Annotated in this window: 15 protein-coding genes; 9 read left to right on the top strand and 6 right to left on the bottom strand. The window is 71.1% G+C overall.

The genetic code is table 11. The features are described 5' to 3' along the window. Positions 1 to 3: 3 nt before the first annotated feature. From AB0J90_RS26660 to AB0J90_RS26670, 3 genes are all read left to right on the top strand, one after another. Complete coding sequence (locus AB0J90_RS26660; protein WP_363600548.1) at positions 4 to 3,318, top strand: KR domain-containing protein; 3,315 nt, start codon at positions 4 to 6, stop codon at positions 3,316 to 3,318. 63 nt (positions 3,319 to 3,381) lie between these two features. Next, positions 3,382 to 9,915 carry a thioester reductase domain-containing protein gene (locus tag AB0J90_RS26665; RefSeq protein ID WP_363600311.1) on the top strand — a complete coding sequence of 2,178 codons (6,534 nt, stop codon included), beginning with the start codon at positions 3,382 to 3,384 and terminating at the stop codon, positions 9,913 to 9,915. Next, positions 9,912 to 10,712, top strand: a complete 801-nt coding sequence (locus AB0J90_RS26670; protein ID WP_363600313.1) for an alpha/beta fold hydrolase — start codon at positions 9,912 to 9,914, stop codon at positions 10,710 to 10,712. Before AB0J90_RS26665 ends, AB0J90_RS26670 begins: the two co-directional genes overlap by 4 nt. Before the next feature lie 132 nt (positions 10,713 to 10,844). Here the strand turns inward: AB0J90_RS26670 and AB0J90_RS26675 are convergent, their stop codons facing one another. After that, positions 10,845 to 11,411 (bottom strand): hypothetical protein, encoded by a 567-nt coding sequence (locus AB0J90_RS26675; RefSeq protein ID WP_363600550.1) that lies wholly within the window; start codon positions 11,409 to 11,411, stop codon positions 10,845 to 10,847. Between the two features lie 140 nt (positions 11,412 to 11,551). After that, complete coding sequence (locus tag AB0J90_RS26680; RefSeq protein WP_363600315.1) at positions 11,552 to 12,028, bottom strand: helix-turn-helix domain-containing protein; 477 nt, start codon at positions 12,026 to 12,028, stop codon at positions 11,552 to 11,554. Between the two features lie 5 nt (positions 12,029 to 12,033). Here AB0J90_RS26680 and AB0J90_RS26685 point away from each other — a divergent pair, with 5 nt between their 5' ends. Beyond that, positions 12,034 to 12,843 carry an SDR family NAD(P)-dependent oxidoreductase gene (locus AB0J90_RS26685; RefSeq protein WP_363600317.1) on the top strand — a complete coding sequence of 270 codons (810 nt, stop codon included), beginning with the start codon at positions 12,034 to 12,036 and terminating at the stop codon, positions 12,841 to 12,843. Positions 12,844 to 12,926: 83 nt separating this feature from the next. Here AB0J90_RS26685 and AB0J90_RS26690 read toward each other — a convergent pair whose 3' ends face one another. Next, entirely contained in the window at positions 12,927 to 13,757 is an 831-nt protein-coding gene (locus AB0J90_RS26690) for an NmrA family NAD(P)-binding protein (RefSeq protein WP_363600319.1), read from the bottom strand. A gap of 307 nt (positions 13,758 to 14,064) precedes the next feature. Then, entirely contained in the window at positions 14,065 to 14,634 is a 570-nt protein-coding gene (locus AB0J90_RS26695) for a DinB family protein (protein WP_363600321.1), read from the bottom strand. Positions 14,635 to 14,728: 94 nt separating this feature from the next. Between AB0J90_RS26695 and AB0J90_RS26700 the strand changes: the two genes are divergently transcribed. Then, positions 14,729 to 15,688, top strand: a complete 960-nt coding sequence (locus AB0J90_RS26700) for a YafY family protein (protein WP_363600323.1) — start codon at positions 14,729 to 14,731, stop codon at positions 15,686 to 15,688. Positions 15,689 to 15,714: 26 nt separating this feature from the next. Here AB0J90_RS26700 and AB0J90_RS26705 read toward each other — a convergent pair whose 3' ends face one another. Then, entirely contained in the window at positions 15,715 to 18,894 is a 3,180-nt protein-coding gene (locus AB0J90_RS26705; RefSeq protein ID WP_363600325.1) for a BTAD domain-containing putative transcriptional regulator, read from the bottom strand. Continuing rightward, positions 18,891 to 19,781: a bile acid:sodium symporter family protein gene (locus tag AB0J90_RS26710; protein ID WP_363600552.1), complete on the bottom strand. Its 891-nt coding sequence runs from the start codon at positions 19,779 to 19,781 to the stop codon at positions 18,891 to 18,893. The genes AB0J90_RS26705 and AB0J90_RS26710 overlap by 4 nt, the downstream gene beginning before the upstream one ends. A gap of 292 nt (positions 19,782 to 20,073) precedes the next feature. On the opposite strand from AB0J90_RS26710, the gene AB0J90_RS26715 reads away from it, so the two are divergent. The 4 genes from AB0J90_RS26715 to AB0J90_RS26730 all read left to right on the top strand — a co-directional run bounded on the left by AB0J90_RS26715 (position 20,074) and on the right by AB0J90_RS26730 (position 23,678). After that, entirely contained in the window at positions 20,074 to 20,916 is an 843-nt protein-coding gene (locus AB0J90_RS26715) for an AraC family transcriptional regulator (RefSeq protein ID WP_363600327.1), read from the top strand. Positions 20,917 to 20,980: 64 nt separating this feature from the next. After that, entirely contained in the window at positions 20,981 to 21,919 is a 939-nt protein-coding gene (locus tag AB0J90_RS26720; RefSeq protein WP_363600329.1) for a mycofactocin-coupled SDR family oxidoreductase, read from the top strand. 348 nt (positions 21,920 to 22,267) lie between these two features. Beyond that, the gene (locus tag AB0J90_RS26725; protein WP_363600331.1) at positions 22,268 to 22,855 is read left to right on the top strand and encodes a nuclear transport factor 2 family protein; all 588 of its coding nucleotides are present in this window, start codon (positions 22,268 to 22,270) and stop codon (positions 22,853 to 22,855) included. A gap of 172 nt (positions 22,856 to 23,027) precedes the next feature. Further along, positions 23,028 to 23,678: a hypothetical protein gene (locus tag AB0J90_RS26730; protein WP_363600333.1), complete on the top strand. Its 651-nt coding sequence runs from the start codon at positions 23,028 to 23,030 to the stop codon at positions 23,676 to 23,678. Positions 23,679 to 23,723 lie beyond the last annotated feature (45 nt).

Raw genomic sequence — 23,723 nt, forward strand, 5'->3', positions numbered from 1 at the left:
GAGGTGTTGGCGGTTGTTGAGGTGTTGCGGGGGCGGGGGGTTCGGTCGCGGCGGTTGGCGGTGTCGCATGGTTTTCATTCGCCGTTGATGGAGCCAATGCTGGACGAGTACCGAGCCGTCGCCGAGAGCCTGACCTACCGGCGGCCGACCATCCCGATCGTGTCCACCGTGACCGGCAGGGCGGCCGACCCGGACGAGCTGTGTCACCCGGACTACTGGGTTCGGCACGCGCGCGACGCGGTCCGGTTCGGCGACGCCGTGCACACGATGATCGAGTCCGGGGTGACCACGTTCGTGGAGGTCGGACCGGACTCGGTACTCTCCGGCCTGGTCGGTGAGATCGCCCCACCAGACGGGTACGCGGCACTTCCGATGCTGCGGCGCGACCAGCCCGAGCCGGACACCGTGACCGCGCTGCTGGGCAACCTGCACGCCCGGGGCGTCCCGGTCGACTGGGCGGCGTACTTCGGCGGCCGGGCCCGGCGGGTCACCCTGCCGACCTACCCGTTCCAGCGCGAACGCTACTGGCTGGCGCCGAGCCCGGCGGAAACCGAACCCGGGCAACGGTCCCGGGCGCACCCGATGCTCGGGCCGATGATCCCGATGGCCGGCAGCGACGAGGTCCGCTTCACCAGCAGGATCTCGGTGCAGGACCATCCGTGGTTGGCCGATCACGTGGTGGTGGACGACGCGGTGCTGCCCACCACGGCGTTCGTGGAGCTGGCGATCCGAGCCGGCGACGGCACCGGCTACCCGGTACTGGAGCACCTGTCGGTGGACACGCCACTGCTGCTTCCCCCGCAGGGCGCGATCCGGGTGCAGGTCGTCCTCGGCGGGCCGGATCGTACCGGCGGCCGTACCGTGACCATCCACGCCGGACCCGACGAACCCGACGCGCCCTGGACCCGGTACGCGCACGGCCGGCTCGTCCCGGACCAAGCGACGGTGGCAGCCCCGGCCGAGTCGCCCGGAGCACCGGACGACGAAGTGGTACAGGTCCAGCTTCCCGTCGAACAGCATCCCGACGCCGGGCGGTACGGCCTGCACCCCGCCCTGCTCGACCAGGCGCTGCCAGCCGTGCCGGGGGCGGACACGATCCGGGTCCCGGTGCGCTGGACCGGCGTTCGCCTGCACACGACCGGCGCCACCTCGGGGCACGCACGCCGTACGGTGATCGAGGACGAGCGGGTCCGTCTGGTCCTGGTCGACGGCGACGGCCAACCGATCGTGAGCGCGGAATCGGTGACCTTCCGCTCGTTCGACCCCGCCGAGCTGACCAGCGCCACCGCGACCGACCCCCACCTGCACCAGCTCGAATGGCACCCGATCGCCCGGGTCGAGCCGGACGAGGCGTTCGCCTGGGCGGCGATCACCCGTGCCGACCGGCCGGCGGACCACCACGAGGTCGACGATGGGCCGGCGGTGGTCGAAGACGATGGGCCGGCGGTGGTCGAATTCGACCGGGTGGCGGCGGTCGGCGACGTCGTGGCGTCCGGCCCGCCGCTGCACGCGGTCCTGGTCGAGTTGGACACCGGGACACCCGGTGACCCGGTTACCGAGGTGCACACCCTCGTACGGAACACCCTCGACCTGGTACGGAGCTGGCTCGCCGACGACCGGCTGGACGCCGTACGGCTGGTCCTGACGACCCGGGGAGGGGTCGCCGTCGACGGCGGCGACGTGGCCGACCTCGCTGGCGCGGCGCTCTGGGGGCTGCTCCGGGCGGTGCAGGCCCGGCACCCCGGTCGGATCGTGCTGGTCGACCTGGAGGACCACCGCCGCCCGGTCCCGTTGCTCTCCGCGGTGCTGGCGGCGGGCGAGCCGCAGGCCGCGATCCGGGGTGGGCAGGTCGTCGTGCCACGGCTCGCCCGGGTCCCCGAACCCGGCAGCGACGCCCCGCTGCCCGGCTGGAACCCCGAGGGCACGGTCCTGGTCACCGGGGCCGCCGCCCCGGTGGCCGGGCTGGTGACCCGGCATCTGGTCGTCAACCGGGGCGTCACCCGGCTTCTCCTCACCGGGCATGGCACGGCCGAGCACGCGGTGGTGGACGAGTTGGCCACGCGGCTGCGTGAGCTGGGTGCCCGGGTCACGACCGAGGACTGTGATCCGGCCGATCGGGACCGGCTGGCCGATCTGCTCGACCGGGTCCCGGCGGAGCAGCCACTGGCCGCAATCGTGCACGTCGTCGGCCTCACCGAGGCCCCGGCCGGCCAGGGCGACCCCGCACAGGACGGTCACCGCGGGCTGCCGGATCCGACCGTCGACGGATCCGACGCCCTTACCCGGTCCACCATCGACGGCGCCTGGCACCTGCACGAGCTGACCCGCGACCGCGCCTTGTCGGCGTTCGTGCTGCTCTCGTCCGTCGTGGCCGCCTTCGACCGGGCCGGCTCGCCGATGGCCGCGATCTCCAACGCCTTCCTGGACGCGCTCGCGCATCGGCGCCGCGCGCTCGGACTCCCCGCCACCGCGCTGGCCCTGGGGCCGATGTCCGATATCCCCGCAGTCGACGCCGGGGCCGATTCCGGGCCGCCGGGAAGCGGCCCGGTGGACAGTCAGGTCGAGGGCCGGGCGCCCGTGCCCTTCGACCTCCGGCCGACGGCACCGGCGCGGGTGCCGGGCCGCCTCGACGCGGCGCTGGCCGCCGACCGGCCGGCACTCGCCGCGCTCGCGCTGGACCTTGCCGCGGTACGCACCGCGGGTCGGGTGCCGCCGCTGCTGCGCGGCCTGGTCCGGATGCCGCAGCGGCGCGACGCCCACGTACCGGTGCCGGAGGTGTCCCTGGCCCACCGGCTCGCCGGGTTGGACGAGGCCGACCGGTACCGGGCCGTGCTGAAGGTCGTACGCGAGCAGGTGGCCGCCGTACTCGGGCGTGGCGACCCGGGCAGCGTCGGCGTCGACCGGCCGTTCCAGGACCTCGGCTTCGACTCGCTCACCGCGGTGGACCTGCGCAACCGGCTCGCCACCGCCACCGGGGTCCGGCTTCCCGCCACCCTGGTGTTCGACCACCCGACCCCGGCCGCGCTCACCGGGTCCGTCCTGGCCCGGGTCACCCCCGCGGCCCCGTCCGGTGCCGAGGCGGTGCTCACCGAACTCGACCAGCTCGAGTCGGCCCTGGTGGCGGTCGGGCCCGACGACGACATCCGGGACACCGTCACCGTACGGCTCCAGACGATCCTCGCCCGGTGGCGGGAGCCAAGCCCGGCCCCATCACCCGAGCAGCAGTCGACGCCGGATCCGGGCGACGCGCTCGACTCGGCCTCCACGGCGGAACTGTTCAGCTTCATCGACAACGAACTCGGCCGCGCCCGGCGATGAGGGCCGCCGTGGCCCCGTACCACCGCGCGCGTCGGCGACCCGATGAGGAGATGTAGACCAGCCATGTCCAACGAAGAGAAGCTGGTGGAGTACCTGAAATGGGTGACCGCCGATTTGCAGAAGGCCCGTCAGCGGATTGCCGAACTGGAGGCGGGTGACCACGAGCCGATCGCCGTGGTGGCGATGGCCTGCCGGTACCCGGGCGGCGTGCACTCGCCGGAGGACCTGTGGCAGATGGTCGCCGAGGGTAGGGACGGCATCTCGGTCTGGCCGGACGACCGGGGTTGGGACGTCGATCGGCTCTACGACCCGGAACCGGGCCGGCCGGGCCGGTCGTACACCCGGGAGGGTGGCTTCATCGACAGCGCCACCGAGTTCGACGCCGGATTCTTCGGCATCTCCCCCCGGGAGGCGCTCGGGATGGACCCACAGCAACGGGTCCTGCTGGAGACGGCCTGGGAGCTGTTCGAGCGGGCCGGGATCGACCCTGGACCGCTGCGGGGCAGCCGTACCGGGGTGTACGTGGGCATGGGGGAGCAGACGTACCTGGGTCTGGCCGGCCCGGAGGAACTCGAGGGCTACCTGATGACCGGCAAGCTCGGCAGCGTCGCGTCCGGGCGAATCGCGTACACGTTCGGCTTCGAGGGTCCGGCGGTGACGGTCGACACCGCCTGTTCGTCGTCGCTGGTCGCGCTGCACCTCGCGGTGCGGGCACTGCGTCAGGGCGAATCGCGGCTGGCGGTGGCGGGCGGTTGCACCGTGTACGGGGCGCCCGGCGGCTACATCGACTTCTCCCGGCAGCGCGGCCTCGCCCGGGACGGGAGGTGCAAGTCGTTCGCGGCGGCGGCCGACGGTACCGGGTGGTCCGAGGGAGTTGGCCTGTTGCTGCTGGAGCGCCTCGGCGACGCCCAACGCAACGGGCACCAGGTGCTCGCCGTGGTCCGCGGTTCGGCGATCAACTCCGACGGTGCGTCCAACGGTCTGACCGCGCCGAACGGACCGTCGCAGGAGCGGGTGATCCGGCAGGCGCTGGCCGATGCCCGACTCGCCAGCTCGGAGATCGACGCGGTCGAGGCGCACGGCACCGGCACCCGGCTCGGCGACCCGATCGAGGCGCAGGCACTGCTGGCCACGTACGGTCAGCACCGCCCGGCGGACCGGCCGCTGTGGCTCGGATCGTTCAAGTCCAACATCGGGCACTCGGTCGCCGCCGCGGGTGTCGGTGGTGTGATCAAGATGGTGCAGGCGATCCGGCACGCGACCCTGCCGAAGACCCTGCACGTGGACCGGCCGACCCCCGTGGTCGACTGGTCGTCGGGTTCGGTCGAACTGCTGGTGGACCAGCGGCCCTGGCCCGGGACCGGGGAGCCCCGGCGGGCGGCGGTGTCGTCGTTCGGCGTCAGCGGCACGAACGCGCACGTGATCCTCGAACAGGCGCCAGCGGTCTCCGAGCCGGTACCGGCGCGACGGAACACGACCAATGGCGTGCAGCCGTACCTGCTCTCGGCCCGGTCCCGCGACGCGGTCCGCGCACAAGCCCGGCGGCTGGCGTCCGTCCTGGAACGGGAGCCGGAAACCGACCAGCTCGACCTGGCGTTCTCGCTGGCCACCACACGGTCGGCGATGGAACACCGGGCGGTGCTGCTCGCCGCCGACCACGGCGAACTCCGGGCCGGATTGGAGTCGACGGCCGAGGGACTGCCGCACCCGGCGGTGATCGAGGGTGCGATCGACCAGGTGGGCCAGACCGCGTTCCTCTTCACGGGTCAGGGCGCCCAGCGGGTCGGCATGGGGCGGGAGTTGTACCAGCGTTTTCCGGTGTTCGCCGACGCGTTCGACACGGTCTGCGCCGATCTCGACGCCGGACTGCCCCGGCCGCTGGCGCAGGTGGTTTTCGCCGAGACGGGCAGTGCCGAGGCGGCGTTGCTCGACCAGACCGGATTCACCCAGCCGGCGCTGTTCGCCGTCGAGGTGGCACTGTTCCGGCTGCTCGAAGCCTGGGGAATCCACCCCGACCACGTGGCGGGCCACTCCCTCGGCGAGCTGGTCGCCGCCCACGTCGCGGGAGTCCTCTCCAGCGTGGACGCCGCGGCCCTGGTCACCGCCCGGGCCCGGCTCATCCAGGCGCTGCCGACCGGTGGTGCCATGGTGGCCGTGCAGGCCGGGGCGGAGGAGGTCGAGGCACTGCTTGCCGGGCACGAGCACGAGGTCGGGATCGCGGCGGTGAACGGCCCGGCCTCGGTGGTGCTATCCGGCGGTGTCGAGGCGGTGTCGGCGGTGGCGGATCGGCTCCGGGACCGAGGGCGGCGGGTACGGCGGCTGACCGTCAGCCACGCGTTCCACTCGCACCGGATGGACCCCATGCTGGCGGAGTTCCGGCAGGTGGCGGAGGCGGTCTCGTACCACCGCCCACGGATCCCGGTGATTTCGAACGTTCTCGGCGAGCCGGCCCCGCCGGACCTGCTCCAGGACCCGGACTACTGGGTACGCCAGGTACGGCAGCCGGTCCGCTTCGCCGACTGCGTACGGGCACTGGCGAAGGAGGGGGTGACCGCCTTCGTCGAAGTCGGTCCGGACGCCGTACTCACCCCGCTGGTGCGCGACACGCTCGACGGCGGCGACCACCTCGCGGTGGCCCTGCTCCGCGGTGACCAGCCCGAGGTGCGGAGCCTGCTCGGCGGGGTCGCCCGGTTACACAACCGGGGCGTCGGGGTGGACTGGCCCGGGTACTTCGCCGGCACCGGGGCACGGCGCCGCGACCTGCCGACCTACCCGTTCCAGCGGCAACGTTTCTGGGTGGACCCGACCGACGAGGTACGTCCCGCCGAGCTGGGCCTGCTCGCCGCCGAACATCCGCTGCTCGGCGCCGCGGTCGCCGTCGCCGGCCGGGACGAACTGCTGTTCACCGGTCAGGTGTCGCTGCGCGGCCAGGCCTGGCTCGACGAGCACCGGGTGCTCGGTGAGGTGGTACTGCCGGGGTCGGCCTTCCTCGAGCTGGCGATCCGCGCGGGTGACGAGTGCGGCGGCGCCCGGGTGGACCGGCTCGTCACGGACACGCCGCTGGTGCTTGCGGAGCGAGGCGGGGTGCAACTCCAGGTGCGCGTCGGCGCCGCCGCCGACGGCGTACGGGAGTTCAGCGTGCACGGCCGGCCGGACCGTGGCGACGTCGAGTGGACCCGGTACGCGTACGGGGAGTTGAGCGCCCTGCGCCGGGCCGAGCCGACCGCCTCCGGTCAGTGGCCGCCGCCGGGGGCGACGCCGATCGACCTCGACCGCTGGAAGGAGCGGATGCCCGAGGCCGGCCGTTCGGTCCAGCCACTGTTCCGCGGATTGACGGCGGCCTGGCGCTACGACGACGGGGTGGCCGCCGAGGTCGCCCTGCCGGACGGCGGCACGCCCGCCGGGTTTCGGCTGCATCCCACGCTGCTGACCACCGGGCTGCACGCGGCACTGCTCGCCGACGACCACGCTCGGCCCGACGCGGACGCTCCGGGGCTGCCGGTCGAATGGACCGGATTCGACCTCTGGGCGGCCGGCCCCACCGCGCTGCGACTGCTGATCACCGCTACCGGCCCCGACACCGTCTCGGTCCGGATGACCGATCTCAGCGGCCTGCCCGTTGCGACGATCGAGGCGCTGCGGCGCCGGCCGGTCCGCTCCCGCGACCTCGAGCTGGCCCGGTCCCGACCCCGGGATGCGCTGTTCACCGTGGACTGGACCCCGGCCCGACTGCCGGAGCCCGCCGTACCCGTCCGGCTGGGCCGGATGGGCGTTGCCCGGTCGGTCCTGCCGCACACCACCCACCACGCCGACCTGACCTCGGTGGCACGGGACCGGCCGGACGCCGTGTTCCTCGAATGGCCGGCGCCGGACGCCGCGGACCCGGTCGGGTCCCTGCACGAACGGACCGGCGCGATGTTGACCCTGGTACGGGGCTGGCTGGCCGACGACCGGCTGGCCGACACCCGGCTGGTGGTGCTGACCCGCGACGGCGTGGCCGTGGCCGGTTCGGGGGTCGACGACGTCGGCGCCGCCGCGCTGTGGGGGCTGCTGCGCTCGGCGCAGTCGGAGCAGCACGGCCGGCTGGTGCTGGTCGACCTCGACGACCACCCGGCCTCGGTACGCGCCCTGCCCGCGATCGTCGGGTCCGGCGAACCGCAGGCCGTGGTGCGCCGCGCGGAGGTGTTCCTGCCCCAGCTCCGCCGGATCACCGCGGTGGCCGACCCCCGCCCGAACGGGACCCGTCCGTCGGGCCGGTGGGACCCGTCTGGCACGGTGCTGATCACCGGTGGCACCGGCACCCTCGGCGGGCTGCTGGCCCGGCACCTGGTGACCGTGCACGGAGTACGGCGGTTGCTGCTCACCAGCCGGCGCGGACCGGACGCACCACAGGCAGGCGAGTTGGTGGCGGAACTCGCCGCCCTGGGCGCCCAGGTAACCGTCGCCGCGTGCGACGTCGCCGACCGGGAGGCACTGCGGGCGCTGCTGCGGCAGGTGCCCGAGAGGTATCCGCTGACCGGGGTGGTACACACCGCGGGGGTGGTCGACGACGGACTGGTCTCCGCGCTGACCCCGGCCCGGATGAGCGGAGTGTTGCGGCCCAAGGCGGACGCGGCCTGGCACCTGCACGAGTTGACCCGGGAGCTGGACCTGTCGGCCTTCGTGCTGTTCTCCTCCATCGCCGGCGTGATCGGTGGCGCCGGCCAGGGAAACTACGCGGCGGCCAACGCGTTCCTCGACGGGCTGGCCGAGCACCGCGCCGCGCTCGGACTGCCCGCGACCTCGGTGGCCTGGGGTCTGTGGGAGCAGGCCAGTGGTATCACCGGGCAGCTGGACGAGGCCGACCGCAGGCGGATCGCGCGCGCCGGGTTCCTTCCGATCGAGTCGTCCCAGGGCCCGGCCCTGCTGGATGCCACGCTGGGACTCGACCGGGCAGCCGTGGTCGCCACGCCGTTGGATGTCGAGGCGCTGCGCGCCCAACCTGCCCAGGTGCCGGTGCTGCTGCGCGAACTGGCCAACGCGCCGGCCCGACCGGCAGCCCGAACCGAACAGGTCGATCCGGCGGCGTTGCCGACCCGGCTCGCCGGGCTGTCCGAGTCGGAGCAGACCCGGATCGTGCTCGACCTGGTCCGCACCGAGGTCGCCCGGGTGCTCGGCCACAGCGACCCGGGCACGGTCACGACGGACCAGCCGTTTCCCGAGATGGGGTTCGACTCGCTGCTCTCGGTCGAGCTGCGCAACCAGATCGGCGCCCGGACCGACCTGCGGCTACCCGCCACGGTCGTGTTCGACCAGCCCACACCCAAGGCCCTCGCCGCGTTCCTGCGCGCCGCACTGGTCGAGCCGGTCGCGTCCGGCAGGACCCGGCCGTCCGTACGGTCACGCCAGGAGCGGGACTTCGGGGGCGAGGTCCGGTTGGCCGACGACATCCAGCCGGCGACCGAGGTGCTGCCGGCCCTGGCCGACCCCGGACAGGTGCTGCTGACCGGGGCCAGTGGCTTCCTCGGCGCGTTCCTGCTGCGTGACCTGCTGCGGGCGACCACGGCCACGGTGCACTGCCTGGTCCGGGCCGCCGACGAGGAGGACGGGCTGCGCCGGTTGGAGGCAAACCTGCGGTGGTACCGGCTCTGGGACGAGGTGGATCACGCACGACTGTCGGTGGTCGTCGGTGACCTGGCCCGGCCCCGACTCGGCCTGACCGAGGAGCGGTTCGACGCCCTCGCACGGCAGGTCGACGTGGTCTACCACGCCGGCGCCGCGGTGAACTGGCTGCAGCCGTACGACGTATTGAAGCCGGCCAACGTCACCGGCACCGAGGAGGTGCTGCGGCTGGCCGCCCGGCACCGGACGGTCCCGGTCCACCACGTCTCCACCACCGGTGTGTTCGCCGAGGTGGTCACCCCCGGGGTAGCACTGCGGGTGGACGACCCGACCGGGCCGGCCGAAATCCTGCCCAGCGGGTACGCCCAGAGCAAGTGGGTGGCCGAACAGCTCGTCGGGTTGGCCCGGGAGCGCGGCCTGCCGGTTTCCGTCTACCGGATCGACCTGATTTCGGGCGACCAGCGCAATGGTGCCTGCCAGACCAGGGATTTCGCCTGGCTGAGTATCAAGGGGCTGGTGCAGGCCGAGGCGGTGCCGCCGGACCTGAGCGCGGCGTTCCACATGGTGCCGGTGGACTACACCAGCGCCGCCATCGTGGCGCTGTCCCAGCGCAGCCGGGCTACGGGTCACACGTTCCACCTGTACAACCGTGATCCGATGAGCCTGGCCGACATCGTCGGGCAGTTGCGCGCGACCGGGTACTCGTTGCCGGAGCTGGACTGGGACGGCTGGCAGGAGAGAGTGACCTCGGACCGGGAGAATGCCCTACTCCCGCTCCTGGACGCGTTCGAGATGTTGACCAAGGACAGCGCGGCGTTCTACCCACCGATCGACGTGACCGAGACCGAGCGGGCGCTGGCCGGTACGGACATAATCTGTCCACCGGTCGGGCCGACCCTGATCGACACGTACGTGCGGTTCTTCGTGGAGACCGGCTACCTGCCCCTACCACCGGAGCGACCGCTTGGCGCCGGAAGAACGGATGTCACGCCATGACCGCGACGGATGCCGAGAGCCGCTGGGTTCGCCGGTTCCACACCGCCACGTCGAGCCGGACCACGCTCGTCTGCTTCCCACATGCCGGTGGCTCCGCCAGTTTCTTCCACCCGATGTCGGCGGCACTCCAGCCGACGTCGCAGGTGCTCGCGTTGCAGTATCCGGGCCGGCAGGACCGGCTCCGCGACCGCTACCTGGCCACGATCGGCGAACTCGCCGACGAATCGTTCGAGGCCCTGCGACCGCTCATGGACCGGCCACTGGCCCTCTTCGGGCACAGCATGGGTGCCACGGTCGCGTTCGAGGTGGCGGTACGGATGAGGCAACAACTCGACACGACACCGGTGGCGCTGTTCGCCTCGGGTCGTCGGGCGCCGTCGCGCTACCGCCACGAGGTCGTACATCAGCAAAGTGACGAAGGCATCGTGGCCGAGCTGAGGGCGCTCAGCGGCACCGACTCGCGGCTGCTCGGCGACCTCGAACTGCTCAGCATGATCCTGCCGGCGCTCCGGAGTGACTACACCGCGGCAGAGACCTACCGCTACTCGCCCGGTCCGAAGCTCGACTGTCCGATCGTCGTCCTGACCGGAGACCAGGACCCGAAGGTCACCCCGGACGAGGCGCGGGCGTGGGGGGAGCACACCACCGGTACGTGTGAGGTCCACACGTACCCTGGCGGACACTTCTACCTCGTCGACCAGCAACCGGCGATCATCGATCTGATCACCAACCGGTTGTTCACGGCCGGCCAGCCCGATGATGATCGGCACGGTGCCGGCGCCGTGCCTCGACGATGAGCGGGTCGTCACGGCAGGACCAGCGAACCCGAAAGCAACCCTGTGCCGTACCGCGAGGACCTCTCCACCGGCAGGGACCTCTCGACCGGCAGGGACTTCTCGACCGGCAGGGGACTGCCGCGGCGGCGGCGTCTATCCGATCGCTGCCTTGACGACCCAGGAGGTGGTACGAGAGCGGCCGGGGAGGTCCCCACGCCCTGTGGACCAGAGCAATACCTGGACGGGATCGCCCGCCGGAGCGTCGGGGAAGAGCCGTGCAAGCACCGCCCGACACAGGGAGTCCGGCGGATTCCAGTCGATCCCGAGTCCCAGGGCGATGTCGTAGGTGTGCATCAGCGTCTCGTTCACGCCCAGCGCTGCGAAGCCGCTCGGGTCGGTCGGCCCCCAGTGCCATGCGCGTGTCGTGCGATTCGATGCGGTCAGCACGCTGCTCAGCAGTCGACCGCAGCCCGCGACCGTCCGCAGGACGTCACGGGGTGATGCGTCATCGCGGATTACGAGGTCGAACGGTAGGTACGCGTCGTCCGGTCGAGCAGCGAGTTGCCCGGCATACGCGAGAAGGTCGTGAGCGACATGGGCCGCTGTCGTCCAGCAGCTCCAATCCAGCCCGCCGGCCCGGCATCCCCAGTCCGCGGAATCGTACGGCGTGAGGACGCGTACCATCTCGGTCACCGCTTGTTCGACATCGTTGCCGTTCATCGTATGCATCTGCGGCAGCCTTCCAGATCATCCGTCGCTCGTCATACCGGCAGCCATCCACCCAACACCACCAGGATGGCGAGTCAGTGACCGATAGCGGCTGTCGTTCGGCAGGCAGCGCCAGTGGACCGTCGAGTGCGTCACGTGTCTTGTCCGGCAATTCGCTGACGTAGCGCGGCGATCTCGGCGTGGTGGCCGACCGCCCAGTCGGCCAGAGCGGAGAGCGGTTCTAGAAGGCTGACTCCGAGTGGCGTCAGCCGGTACTCGACGCTTGGCGGCAACGTCGGAAACACTTCACGTTCGACCAGACCGTCGCTTTCCAGCGTACGCAACGTGCGGGTGAGCATGCGCGGGCTGATGCCCTCCACGGCGCGGTGCAGCTCGTTGAACCGGTACGGATGCCGGCCGAGCAGGGTGAGCAGCAACAGCGTCCACTTGTCGCCCACCCGCCGCAGCACGTCGGTGACCGGACAGCTCTCGTACTCGCTGATCGGAACGGGCATCGGCAGCCGATGGTCCTGTAGTGAGCCGCTTACACCGGTGTTACTTGTGGACATGAAAATGCCTTCTTTCGCCTCCGCCGACGGGCTGTCCAGAATGAGCACGTCGATGAGCAACGATAATGGGGGACGACATGGGCGTCGTGGTGGTCAGTGGCGGCACGAACGGGATGGGACGTGCGTTGGCCCTGGCGCGGGCCGAACGCGGCGACCGCGTCCTGGTGCTCGGCCGCAGCCGTGAACGCGGCGAGGCGCTGGCCGGCGGCTCGATCGCCTTCCTCCCGGTCGACCTGTCCAGCGTGGCGCAGACGCGGCAAGTCATCGAGCACATCCTCACCGAGTACGAGGTCGTGGACGCGTTGGTGCTGTTCGCGAATGCCGTTGCGCTGCGTCGTACCGTGACCGCCGAGGGCCTGGAGCGTACGTTCGCGCTCTACTACCTCAGCCGATACCTGCTCAGCTTCGGCCTGCGCCCGGCCCTGGACCGGGCTACCGCGCCGGTGATCGTGAACGTCGCTGGGGTCGGGGTCACGAAAGGCGAGGTGCACTGGTCCGACCCGCAGCTGGCGTCGGGCTACTCGGCAGTCGCCGCACAGCTGCAGGCCGGTCGAGCCAACGATCTGCTCGGCGTGGGCTTCGCCCAGCGATCCGGCAGCCGCGCCCGATACGTGCTCTACCATCCCGGATTCACCAAGAGTGGCGACCGTAGCGCGCTCCCGCTGGTGGTCCGCGGGCTGCTCGCGGTGGCGGCGGCGGTGGCGGCCCGACCAGTCGTGGACGCGGTAGCGCCGATTCACCAGTTCCTGGACGCACCGCCAGCCGCGCCAGTGACCGCCGTCGACCGGGAGAAGGCGCTTCCGCCCAGCTTCTCGACCCTCGACCCCCACGACGCCGAGCGGTTGATGGACCTCACGGAAAAGCTCCTGAATTGAGTCGCGCGCTCCGCACACTAGGCTCACCCGGACCACAACCGTCAGCATGACCAGCGACAACGCTCATCTGCCTGGCATCGGGCCTAGCCGGCCACAACCTGGGGCGGGTGGAAGCGTTCCGCGTGCTCGGCCACCCACTGTGCGAATGTGCGCGCCGGTCGACCGGTCACCTGCTCGACGGTGTCGACGACGGTCGTGGAGGCATCGCTGGAATCGGCGTACCAACCGACGACGTATTCGGCGTCCGCCCGCGAGACGCCGGTGGCCGTCAGCCTGTCGACGGCCTGTTGGTGCGTGATTGGGACGAAAACGATGTCACGGCGGATCGCCCGAGACAGGATTGCGATCCGCTCACGCGGGGTCAGCGATTCGGGCCCGGTAAGGTTGTAGGCGCGCCCCGCATGGCCATCGTCGAGCAGCGCGACTGCCGCCACCGCTCCTATGTCGGCCTCGTGAACGAGCGCGCTGGGAAAGTCGTACGACTCGCGCACGATTCCCTCGGCCCGAATCGAGTCGATCCAAGTCAACGTGTTGGACATGAACTCCTGCGGTTCCAGACGTGTCCACTCCACACCTGAATCCGCCACAGCCTGCTCGACCGGTCCCACCCAACCGCCCCACACCACGGTGATGCGCCGCACACCCGCATCAACCGCGCGCCGCACCAACTCGGGCCCGGCCTCGGCCAGCCCCGCCGTCACCGTGATATGCAACCGGCTGACGCCATCGAGGGCGGCGTCCAGTGTCTCCGGTGCCGTGTGCGTGCCGGCCACCAACTCCACCCCGGCCGGAAGCCTTTCCACGGCCGAAGCCGGATCCCGCGTCAGTGCCCGAACGCGGTCTCCTCGGCGGACCAGTTCAGCCACAACGTGCCGGCCGGTATTCCCGGTGGCACCCGTAACCAGCGTCGTCACAGTCGAACTCCCTTCGTTGCCGACGACGCTAAAACCTCAACTCGACTTGATGTCAAGAGGCATGATCTGACACCCGAACCTCCACGGTAGGCAAACCACCCTCCTACCAGGACCGGCGAGCATGGTTGACGGATCCGGGTAATCGATCGTGCTGTGCCTGGTCGGGGACGCACTCGGGACGCTGATACTGGTGGCGGCCCTCACGGCCGTACCGGCCCTGTCTCCGCCCGGCATCCGGTCGCCGACAGCTTCCGCTCCGTCGCGGCCTGATCCGAGATCCTGCGTGCCGGCGCCCGTATGCCGCTGGTCAACCCATGCTCTTGGCTCCGTCCAGGGACTCTCGGATGATGTCGGCGTGGCCGGCGTGCTGGGCGGTCTCGGCGATGATGTGCATCAGCACCCGGCGGGTCGACCACCGTGCGCCGGGCTCGAACCATGGGGCCTTCGGTAGCGGTTGGGTGGCGTCCAGGTCGTCCAGGGTGGCGACCAGTTCGTCGGTACGCCGGGCCGCCTCGGCGTAGTCGGCCAGCACACCGGCCAGTGTCTCGCTGGGTAGCAGCCGGAACTCGTCGGTACGTCGAGCCCAGTCAGCCTCGGTCATGGTGGTGAAGTCGCTCATCACCGACGGCCCATCCAGGATGAAGTCCACCCAGGTGCGCTCGGCCACGGTGACGTGCTTGATCAGGCCGCCCAGGCACAGTTCGCTGGCGGTGGTTCGCCGCCGGGCCTGCTCGTCGGTGAGGTCGCGGGTGGTGAAGCGCAGGAAGTGCCGCTGGTGGGCCAGCATCGCCAACAGGTCGGCGTGCTCGCCAGCGGTGGCCGGCGCACCGGCCAGCTCGCGGGTGGCCGGTTCGTCGACGATCGTGGTCTCGCTCATTGTCTCCGCCTTGCTTGTCCTGTTCGTCGGTCAGGATCCACGCTAGGCGGCACTGCGGACACTTCCTGACCTGAATTGCGCGAAAATCGAAGACATGGCGAACACCAGCACCCGGACGTTGCGACTGCTGTCCCTGCTCCAGAGCCACCGGTACTGGCCGGGCACCCAACTGGCCGAGCGATTGGGGATCTCGGTCCGCACCCTGCGCCGGGACATCGACCGGCTGCGCGAGCTGGGCTACCCGGTCGAGGCGCAGCGGGGCGTGGACGGCGGCTACCAGCTCACCGCGGGCGCGGTACTACCGCCGCTAGTGGTCGACGACGAGGAGGCGGTCGCCCTGGCCGTGGGGCTACACGCCGCCGCGCAGAGCGCGGTGGAGGGTGTCGCCGAATCCTCGGTACGGGTGCTGGCCAAGGTGGTGCAGGTGATGCCGCCCCGGCTACGGCGCCAGGTCGAGGCGCTGCGCGCGATGACCCTGCCCGCCAACTGGACCGACCCGGCCAGCCCGGGCGTCGACCCAGGCGTGCTCACCGCGGTCGCGCTGGCCTGCCGGGACAGCGAGCACCTCCGCTTCTCCTACACCGCCGCCGACGACCAGCACACCGACCGGCACGTCGAACCGCACCGACTGGTGTCCCTCGGCCGCCGCTGGTACCTGGTCGCCTACGACCTGACCCGCCACGACTGGCGCAGCTTTCGGGTCGACCGGCTCGCGGCGCCACACGGCACCGGCTCCCGGTTCCGGCCCCGCGACCTCCCCGCCGCCGACGCCGCCGAGTTCGTCCGTACCAGCCTGGACAACCAGCCTCGCCCCTACCAGGTGGAGGTCCTGGTCGACGCCCCGGCCGCAACCGTGCGCGAGCGCATCGGCCGGTGGGGCACAGTCGAGGAACTCGACGCCGAGCGCTGCCGGGTACGAATGACCACCGACTCCCTCGACTGGCCGACCATGGCACTGGGCGTGCTCGGCGCCGACTTCCGCGTCCTCGACCCACCCGAACTACTCGAGCAGATCCACCACTGGGGCACCCGCTTCAACCGGGCCAGGGCTTGATCCGCCATCGCGATGGCTGATGGAAGCTATTCGAGCGAGGCCATGAATTCCTCGGCCCGGCGGGCGAAGAGGTGGGTCTCGCGGTCGGCGGACCAGGCTCGGGCCGCTTCGGCGGCAGCCCGGACGACGTCAACGGGCTCGCCCCGGGCCTGCAGCAGGCGCGCCCGCAGTAGGCGGACGAGTCCTTCGGCGTAACGCTGACCGTGGGCCTCGAGCGCCCGGTCCGCCCGGTCGAGGGCCGCGCCGGCCTCGTCCGGCCTTCCTGCGGCCAGCCACATCTCGGCGAGCAGTCCGTTGTGGTACGCGATGCCCCATCGCGGCGGGTCGACCAGCGTCGTGGCCAGCAGCCGTTCGGCCTCCGCCGCGATCCCGGCCGGATCGTCGCTGGTGAGAGCCCTGGCCCAGTACCAGTTCAGCCGCACGTAGTGCTCCTGCTGGACGGCGGTGCGGCCGGTGCCCATGGCCATCCACCGCTCTATCGTGCGCATCACCCAGCCCGCGTCACCGGCCATGGAGGCGATGATGGTGATGTAGTAGGCCCAGGTCGCGACCCCCAGCGGGTCGGCCGGGCCGTTCCACTCGTCGATCATGGCGCCCGCCGTCTCGGCGTCACCGCGCAGTGCGGTCACGACGGCCCGCCAGCCGGGCCACTCACCCGAGACGTCGCGCCGGACGGGGCTCTCGCTGTGTGATGAGACAGCGCCGTGCAGCACGGCGGGGTCGTTCGCCATGAAGTACCGGTATGCCTCGCCGATGTTGCCGATGTCCCACTGGTGCAGGCCCCATGCCTGCCGGCCGTACACCCGCAGGATCGGATCGGAGGACGCCTCCCCCTGCTCGTACAGCCGGCGGACCAGAGATTCGCGGTCCGGCTCCAGGAAGGTGTACGCCCCGAACAGGCGAGCGAAGAGGAGGCCGGCGGCCTCGACGTCCCGGCCGAGCTGGCGAGCCAGGTGTTCGGCACGTTCCAGCAGATCGAACGTCGTACCGCCGAATCCGGCCTGCCGGCGTGGGGCGATGGCGAGCAGCGAGAGGGCGGACAGCTCCAGCTCCGGCAGGCCGGCGTTCCGTGCGACCTGCGCGGCCGTCTCCAGGTGCCGGTCGGCGGCCGCGAACGCGAGCTTGGTCGTCGCGCGCTGGCCGGCGCGCTTGAGCGCCTCCGCGGTGCGAACCGGCTCGGCAAGGGGGCCGGCAGCCCACAGGTGGTAGGCGAGGCGCTCGGTGATCGACTCGTCGTCCGCCTGGCTCGCTTCGAGCGCGTCCGCGACGCGCAGGTGCAGCCGGATCGCCCGCTGCTGCGCCGTCGTCTCCGTGATCGACTCCCGGACCAGGTCGTGCGCGAAGCGCAACGAGAACGGGGCCTCGGGTCTCGTTTCGAGCAGACCGAGCGCTTGCAGCGGTTCGAGGCGTTCGAGGCAGTCCGCGGCGTCGGTGTCGGCGGCCCGGGCGAGCAGGCCGAGGTCGACGTCACGGCCGATGAGCGCGGCGATCTGCAGCAGGTCGCGGGCGCCGTCGTCGAGGCCCGCCATCCGACCACGGACGACGTCCCGGACCGTCGACGGCACCCCGGCCCGTACCGGGGACTCGTCGTCGGCGAGCGCACCACGGTCGTTGAGCAGCCGGGACAGCTCCCGGACGTAGAAGGGATTGCCGGCGGTACGGGCGTGGATGCTGCGGGCGATGTCGGCACCGGGCTCGTGGCCGGCTTCGCGGCGGATAAGTTCGGCCACGTCGGCCAGGCTGAGTGGGCCGAGTCGGATCCTGCGGTGGCTCGGCAGTCGGCTGGCGGCGGCCAGCACCCGCGAGAGGTCGGAGCCCGGTGTGGGTGCCCGATCGCGAAGGGCGCCGATGATCGCGGTGCCGGTCGGCAGCCGGCCCACCAGGTGGCCGAGCAGTTGCAGCGAGGCGGCATCGGCCCATTGGAGATCGTCCAGGACCAGCAGTATCGGCCGTTCGGCCGCGGCCTGGCCGATGACGGTGACCACCTGCTCGAACAGGCGGAACTGGGCGCGGCCGCCGGAGACCACCGGCGGCCCGTCGTCGTTCCGCGATTCGAGGAGGCCCCCGAGCTCGCTGGCCAGCCACTTCTCCCGCGCCGACGCGGGCAGGCTGTCGACGACGACGGTGAGCGCCTGCTCCCATGGCCACATCGAGGGAGTTCCGTCGCCTTCCAGGCAGGATGCCCAGACGACGCGCGCGCCACGCTGGCCGGCGACGTCCGCGGCCTCCTCCAGCAGACGGGTCTTGCCCACGCCCGGCTCGCCCTCGACGACGGCGAGCCCAGTGCTTCCGGTGAGCGCCGCTTCCGTGGATTGCCGTAGCACGGCGAGTTCCTCGGCCCGTCCGATCAGGCCGGCGGCCTTTCCCGCGGGTGCGCCACCGGCCCTACCTTCGGTCACCACCTCGGGCGAAGACGCCGGGGCCTGCCTCAGCACCTGCAGGTATGCGGCCTGCAGCGCCGGGCCAGGGTCGATGCCGAGCTCGTCGGACAGGCGGTCCTGGAGTATGCGGAACGCCGACAGCGCTTCGGCCTGGCGTCCGGCAGCGCCCAGGGTCGAGATGAGACTGGCCTGTACGGGTTCGTGGAACGGTGCCATCTTGGTGGCAAGCTGCAACGCCGGGAGTACCCGCTCCGGTCGGCGTAGCGAGACGGCCAGGTCGGCCGCGGCCGTACAGGCGGCGTGGAACTCGTCGTCGAGAGCGGCGAAGATCGCCATCGCGGCTGTTCCGTGGGTGAACCCTTCCGCGGCGGGGCCCTGCCAGAGGCCGAGCGCGTCGAGGTAGTGATCGAGCGCCGTCTCGTGGTGATGCCGCGCCAGGGCAGCCTTGGCGGCGTCGAGTAGTTCCCGGAAGGCGACCAGGTCCAGTGTGCCGGGGCCGGCGTCGAACAGGTACGCGTTGCCGCGGCGGTGCAGGTACGAACCGCTTTCCCGGGCGGAGGTCGCGGGCTCGAGTAGGCGACGCAGCGCGCCGACGTACTTCTGGATGACGTTGAGTGCGCTGGTGGGGACGTCGTCGCCCCAGATCAGCCCGATCAACTCGCTCGTGGTGATCGGCTGGCCTACCCGGGCCAGGAGCAGGGCCAGCAGATACGCCTGTTGCCGGGGGCCCGCGTCCAGTTCGGTGGCGCCGCGCCACATCCGCAACGGGCCGAGGATCCGCAGGCGCAGGGAATCGGCGCCGGCCGGAGACACAGGTACGTTCACGTGAGCTCGACCGGCGTCTGCTCATCGGGAACGGACTCCTGCGCCCGGCGACGGGTGACCAGCCAACCGAACGCGACCGCGGTGAAGAACATGACGATGCCGTACACCGCGCCCGGTATCGCCATCTCGGCGTTGTTCATCAGCGCCGGGCTCAGCGCGACGGTGATGGTGAACGCGGTGTTGTGGATGCCGATCTCGAACCCGGCCGCGATCGCGGCGCTGCGATCGACGCCGGCGACGCGCGGCACAGCGTAGCCAACCAGCAGGCTCACGATGTTGAAGGCCAGCACCGCCAGGCCGACCGAGACGAAATAACCGGCGAGGTTGGCCCGCTCCCCGTACAGCACGGCGCCGATGACCACGACCAGGACCACGACGGACAGCCCACGGACCGGGCGGTTGAGCCGCTGCGCCACCTCGGGCGCCCGCGTGCGCAGGAGCATCCCGACCGCGACCGGGACGACCACGATGACGAAGACCTGTAGCACCTTGTCGAACTGCAGCCCGAGGGTGGCACTGTCGGGCAGGAAGTACCCGGCCGACAGGTTCGCCACGATCGGCAGGGTGATCACGACCAGCCCCGAGTTGATCGCGGTGAGCGAGATGTTCAGCGCGACGTTCCCGCCGAACAGGTGGCTGTACAGGTTGGCCGTGGGACCGCCCGGCGACGCGGCGAGCAGCATCATTCCGACCGCCAGCTCCGGCGGGAGCCGGAACGCGAGCACCAGGCCGAAGCAGATGACCGGCATCACCACGAGCTGGCACAGCAGGGCGACCACGGCCGCTTTCGGATGCCGACTTACCCGCCGAAAGTCGTCCACGGTCAGGCTGAGGCCCAAGCCGAGCATGACAACGCCGAGTGCAAACGGCAGGCTGGCTATGATCATTTCGGAGCCCACGGTGCATTTTCACCGGGCTACCGCAGCAGGTCAATAGCCCGTTCCGCTGCTTTCGTGTGGATTCGTTCACCCGCTTCGGGTCGGCCCCAGGCGGTGTCTCGCGGTCCGCCGTGACGTCCCCCTCGCGGGGGGTAGGGGTCGAGACGCTTGACCCGTCGCTGCCGACCCGGCGGTCTTCATGCGGTGGGGTACGGCCGGACGCGCTGGCCCAAGAGGAGACGAGCGCGCGGCCCTACGAACTGCGACGCTGGTAGCTCGATGCTGACAGGGGGCGGTGCCGATGCCGGCGGACGAGCTGCGGATCGAGGCGTGGACCGTGGACGACGTGGTGCTGGAACGGTACCGGTACCGACCGGGCCCGCCCGTTGCCTATCCCCGGCACGCGCACGAGGAATACCAGCTGTGCCTGAATTTCGAGCTGCCCGGACGCGTCTGGCACGACCGGGCATGGCACACCGTGGCGCCCGGAAGCATGACCGTCGTCGCGCCCGGCGAGGTGCACGAGACACGGGATGTCGACGACCGCGCGGCTGGTGGCGACTACCGGGTCTTCTACCTCGAAGCGTCGACGATCGACGGCCTGGCGACCGAACTCGCCGGGGTCCGCACGGCAGACGCCCGCTTCGGCGGACTGGTCGTCCCCGACGACGACCTGTTCCACCGCTTCACCCGGCTGCACCGGGCGTACCAGGCGGGTGAGGCCCGTCTGGTACGCGACTGCCTGATGCAGTCGGCCCTCGCCGGACTGCTGAACCGGCACGGTGGTGCCCGGTGGGCCCGGCGGACGCCGACCCACACCGGGCGGGCGGCGCACCAGGCGCGGGATTACCTGCGGGACAACCTCGCCAGCAACGTGTCGCTGGCCGAGTTGGCGCGGGTGGCGAACCTGAGTCCCTACCATCTGGCGCGTACGTTCACCCGGGAGTTCGGGCTCTCCCCACACGCCTACCTGGTCCAGTCCCGGATCAACCTCGCACGGCGGCTCCTGCTGGAGGTGCCGAGTGTGACCGAGGTGGCCTACCGGACCGGCTTCTACGACCCCAGCCACTTCACCCGGCACTTCACCCGGCTGGTCGGCGTGCGCCCCGGTCGATACGCCAGATCCGCAAGAACGTACAACTAGACCGGCGCCATCCCCTCCTACGCTTGCCGAAGATCTGGAGATAACCGCAGGTAGGAGGCAGGGTGTGAGTAACAGAACCGATGGCTGGTCCCGGCGTACCGTGGTCGCCGCGGCGGCCGGAGCCGCAGCCGGTGTGACCACGGGACGGTCCGGCCCGGCTGTGGCTGGAGACGCGCCCTCGCCTCCGCTGCGCTCGCAGGTGGCACTCGTCACCGGTGCCGCGCGTGGCATCGGTCGCGCTGCCGCGGTCGCGCTCGCCGAGGCCGGTGCGGACATCGTCGCGGTCGACGTCGCCGCGCAGGCGATCCAACTCGACTACGACCTGGCCACCCCGGCCGACCTCGCCGAGACGGGGCGACTCGTGCGACGTACGCGACGGCGCTGCCTGACCATCGAGGCGGACGTACGCGACGCAGGTCAGATGCACGACGCGGTCGAGCGGACGGTGGCGGAGTTCGGTCGGATCGACATCGTGGTGCCCAACGCCGGCATCGTGTCGTACCACCCCCTCGCCGAACTCAGCCCCCGGCAGTGGGCCGACGTGATCGACGTGAACCTCACCGGCGTGGCCAACACCATCCGGCCGGCGATCCCGCGACTGACCGCCCGCCAGCGAGGCGCGATCATCGTGACCGGGTCCACCGAGGGACGGCACGGAGCACCTCAGCTCACCCACTACAGCGCCGCCAAATGGGGCGTCATCGGTCTGGTCAAGTCCCTCGCGGTGGAACTCGGACCGGCCAACGTACGCGTCAACGCGGTCGCGCCGACCGGCGTGCGTACGCCACTGGTCCTCAACGAGGTCACGTACCGCTGGGCCGGTGGCACCGGGCCCGAGGCGCTCGAAGCGGCGCTACGCAACTACAACACCCTGCCGGTCGGACTCCTGGAACCGGCCGACGTCGCGGCGGCGATCACCTTCCTCGCCTCACCAGCGGCCAGGCACATATCAGGTACGGTCCTGGACGTCTCCGCCGGCGCCAGCAGCCGATGGAACGCCTGAACCGACGCGGTACGGGGACAGCCCCACCCCGTACCCGATGGCTGGCCTTCGTCGTGGAGATGGCCTCCGTCGTCACGGTGGCCGCGGCCTGCGCCGCAAGCCCGTCACCTGACGCAGACGTGCAGGTCCCCCTGTCGACGTCACCGCCGGCCGGGGCGCAGGGATCGCCTCCCGAGACGACAGGGTCGCCGACGAGCGCCGTCGTCGCTCCCCCCGGCCGGCGTGCCCACTACCGGTTCACCTACGCCGACGAGCACATCGCGTTGGCTGATCTGCAATACGCCTGAGCGCGCCCGTCGCGAACGCGCGGCGTGCGCGGGAATCGACATCCACGAGGAGGAGCAGGACATGAACAGTGAGCACGCGGAGGGACTCATGCCCCGCCGAGCGGTCCTGGCCGGCGCGGTCGGTGTCGCCGGTGGCGCGGTGGCCGGCGCCGGAGCCGCCGACGCGACGCCCGCACCGACGTCGGTAGCCAGGCCGCCCTCGGCCGACGACCTCGACGCGGTACGGGCGGTCGTCGACGGCATCGACGACGCGGTCGACGACAAGGACTGGGCCCGCTGCCGCGCGTACTTCACCGAGGAGGTGGACGTGGACTTCGCAGCCCTCGACGGGGGACCGGCCACCCGCATGGCGGCCGACGACCTGATCGGCGGCTGGCGACGCAACCTGTACGCCGAGAAGACCAGCTTCCACACGCGTTCCAACCACCGCGTCACCATCGACGGCAACCGGGCCGACGTACGTTCGAAGGGCCACGCCTTCAACAAGCTGTCCCGCCCACTCGGCGACGCCACGTGGGAGGTCTGGGGAACATACGCCCATCGACTCGTACGCACCCGCGACGGCTGGCGCTGCACCGCCATCGCGCTGACCGACGTCGCCCATGCCCGTGGCAACGAACTCGCGTGGACCCACGTCCCACCGCAGTAGCCGGGACACCGGGTGACAAGTGGCGAACTGGTGGCCTCTGCCCGCTCTCACCGATGGCGCACAAGTCGGCACTTGTTCCTCAAGATCCCCCGGCAATAGTCTCCTCACGAGATCCATGGTCGTCGTTGCGGATCTCTCCATTCCCCCACGCTTGCCCCTTCCCGGAGGTGCCGTGTTCCCTCATGCCCGTCTCCTGCGCCGACTGAGCACGGCCGGTCTCGCCACCGGCGTCGCGCTGGTGCTGGTCGCCGTCGGTGTCCCGAGTCCGGCCCACGCCGTCGGCGCTGTCGGACCGAACGGAGAGATCTGCTCCCCGGCCAACCACGGCGCGGCGGCGTACGAGATCAAGTCCGTCGAGGTGAATCCGACACTGACCCACTTCATCAGCATCAACATCGCACCTGGCACCACCGGTGAGCGCACCGAGACCCTGCAGAGGATGCACACCGTCAGCACCAGCATCGGCGCCTCCACCGAGATCACCTCGGAGATGAGCGCGTTCTTCGCAAAGGTCGCGATCAAGGTGGGTTTCTCGGTGCAGACCGAGACCTCGACCACCGACACCGAGACGACGACCATGCGGTGGAACTTCAACGAGCCGGGCTACTACGGTCTCTACAAGGGCACCCGAGCCGTATCCGGCAGCTTCCGCGGGTACTTCTGCCAGGCCCCGACGAGTAACTCCAGGCCGTTCTGGCGCGCGGGCTTCGAGACCACCAGCTACACCACCTTCTCCAACTTCGAGTCCGGCACCGTCACCTGCGGCATCGACGTACCGGTCGACTCGTTGCGGTTCAAGGCGCGGCTGCAACTCGGCTGCTGATCGGCCCGGCCGTCGCCCGGGTGCTGGCCCGACTGGCAGCCAGCA

Source organism: Micromonospora sp. NPDC049523, assembly GCF_040676775.1.
In the GTDB taxonomy this organism is placed as follows: Bacteria; Actinomycetota; Actinomycetes; order Mycobacteriales; family Micromonosporaceae; genus Micromonospora_G.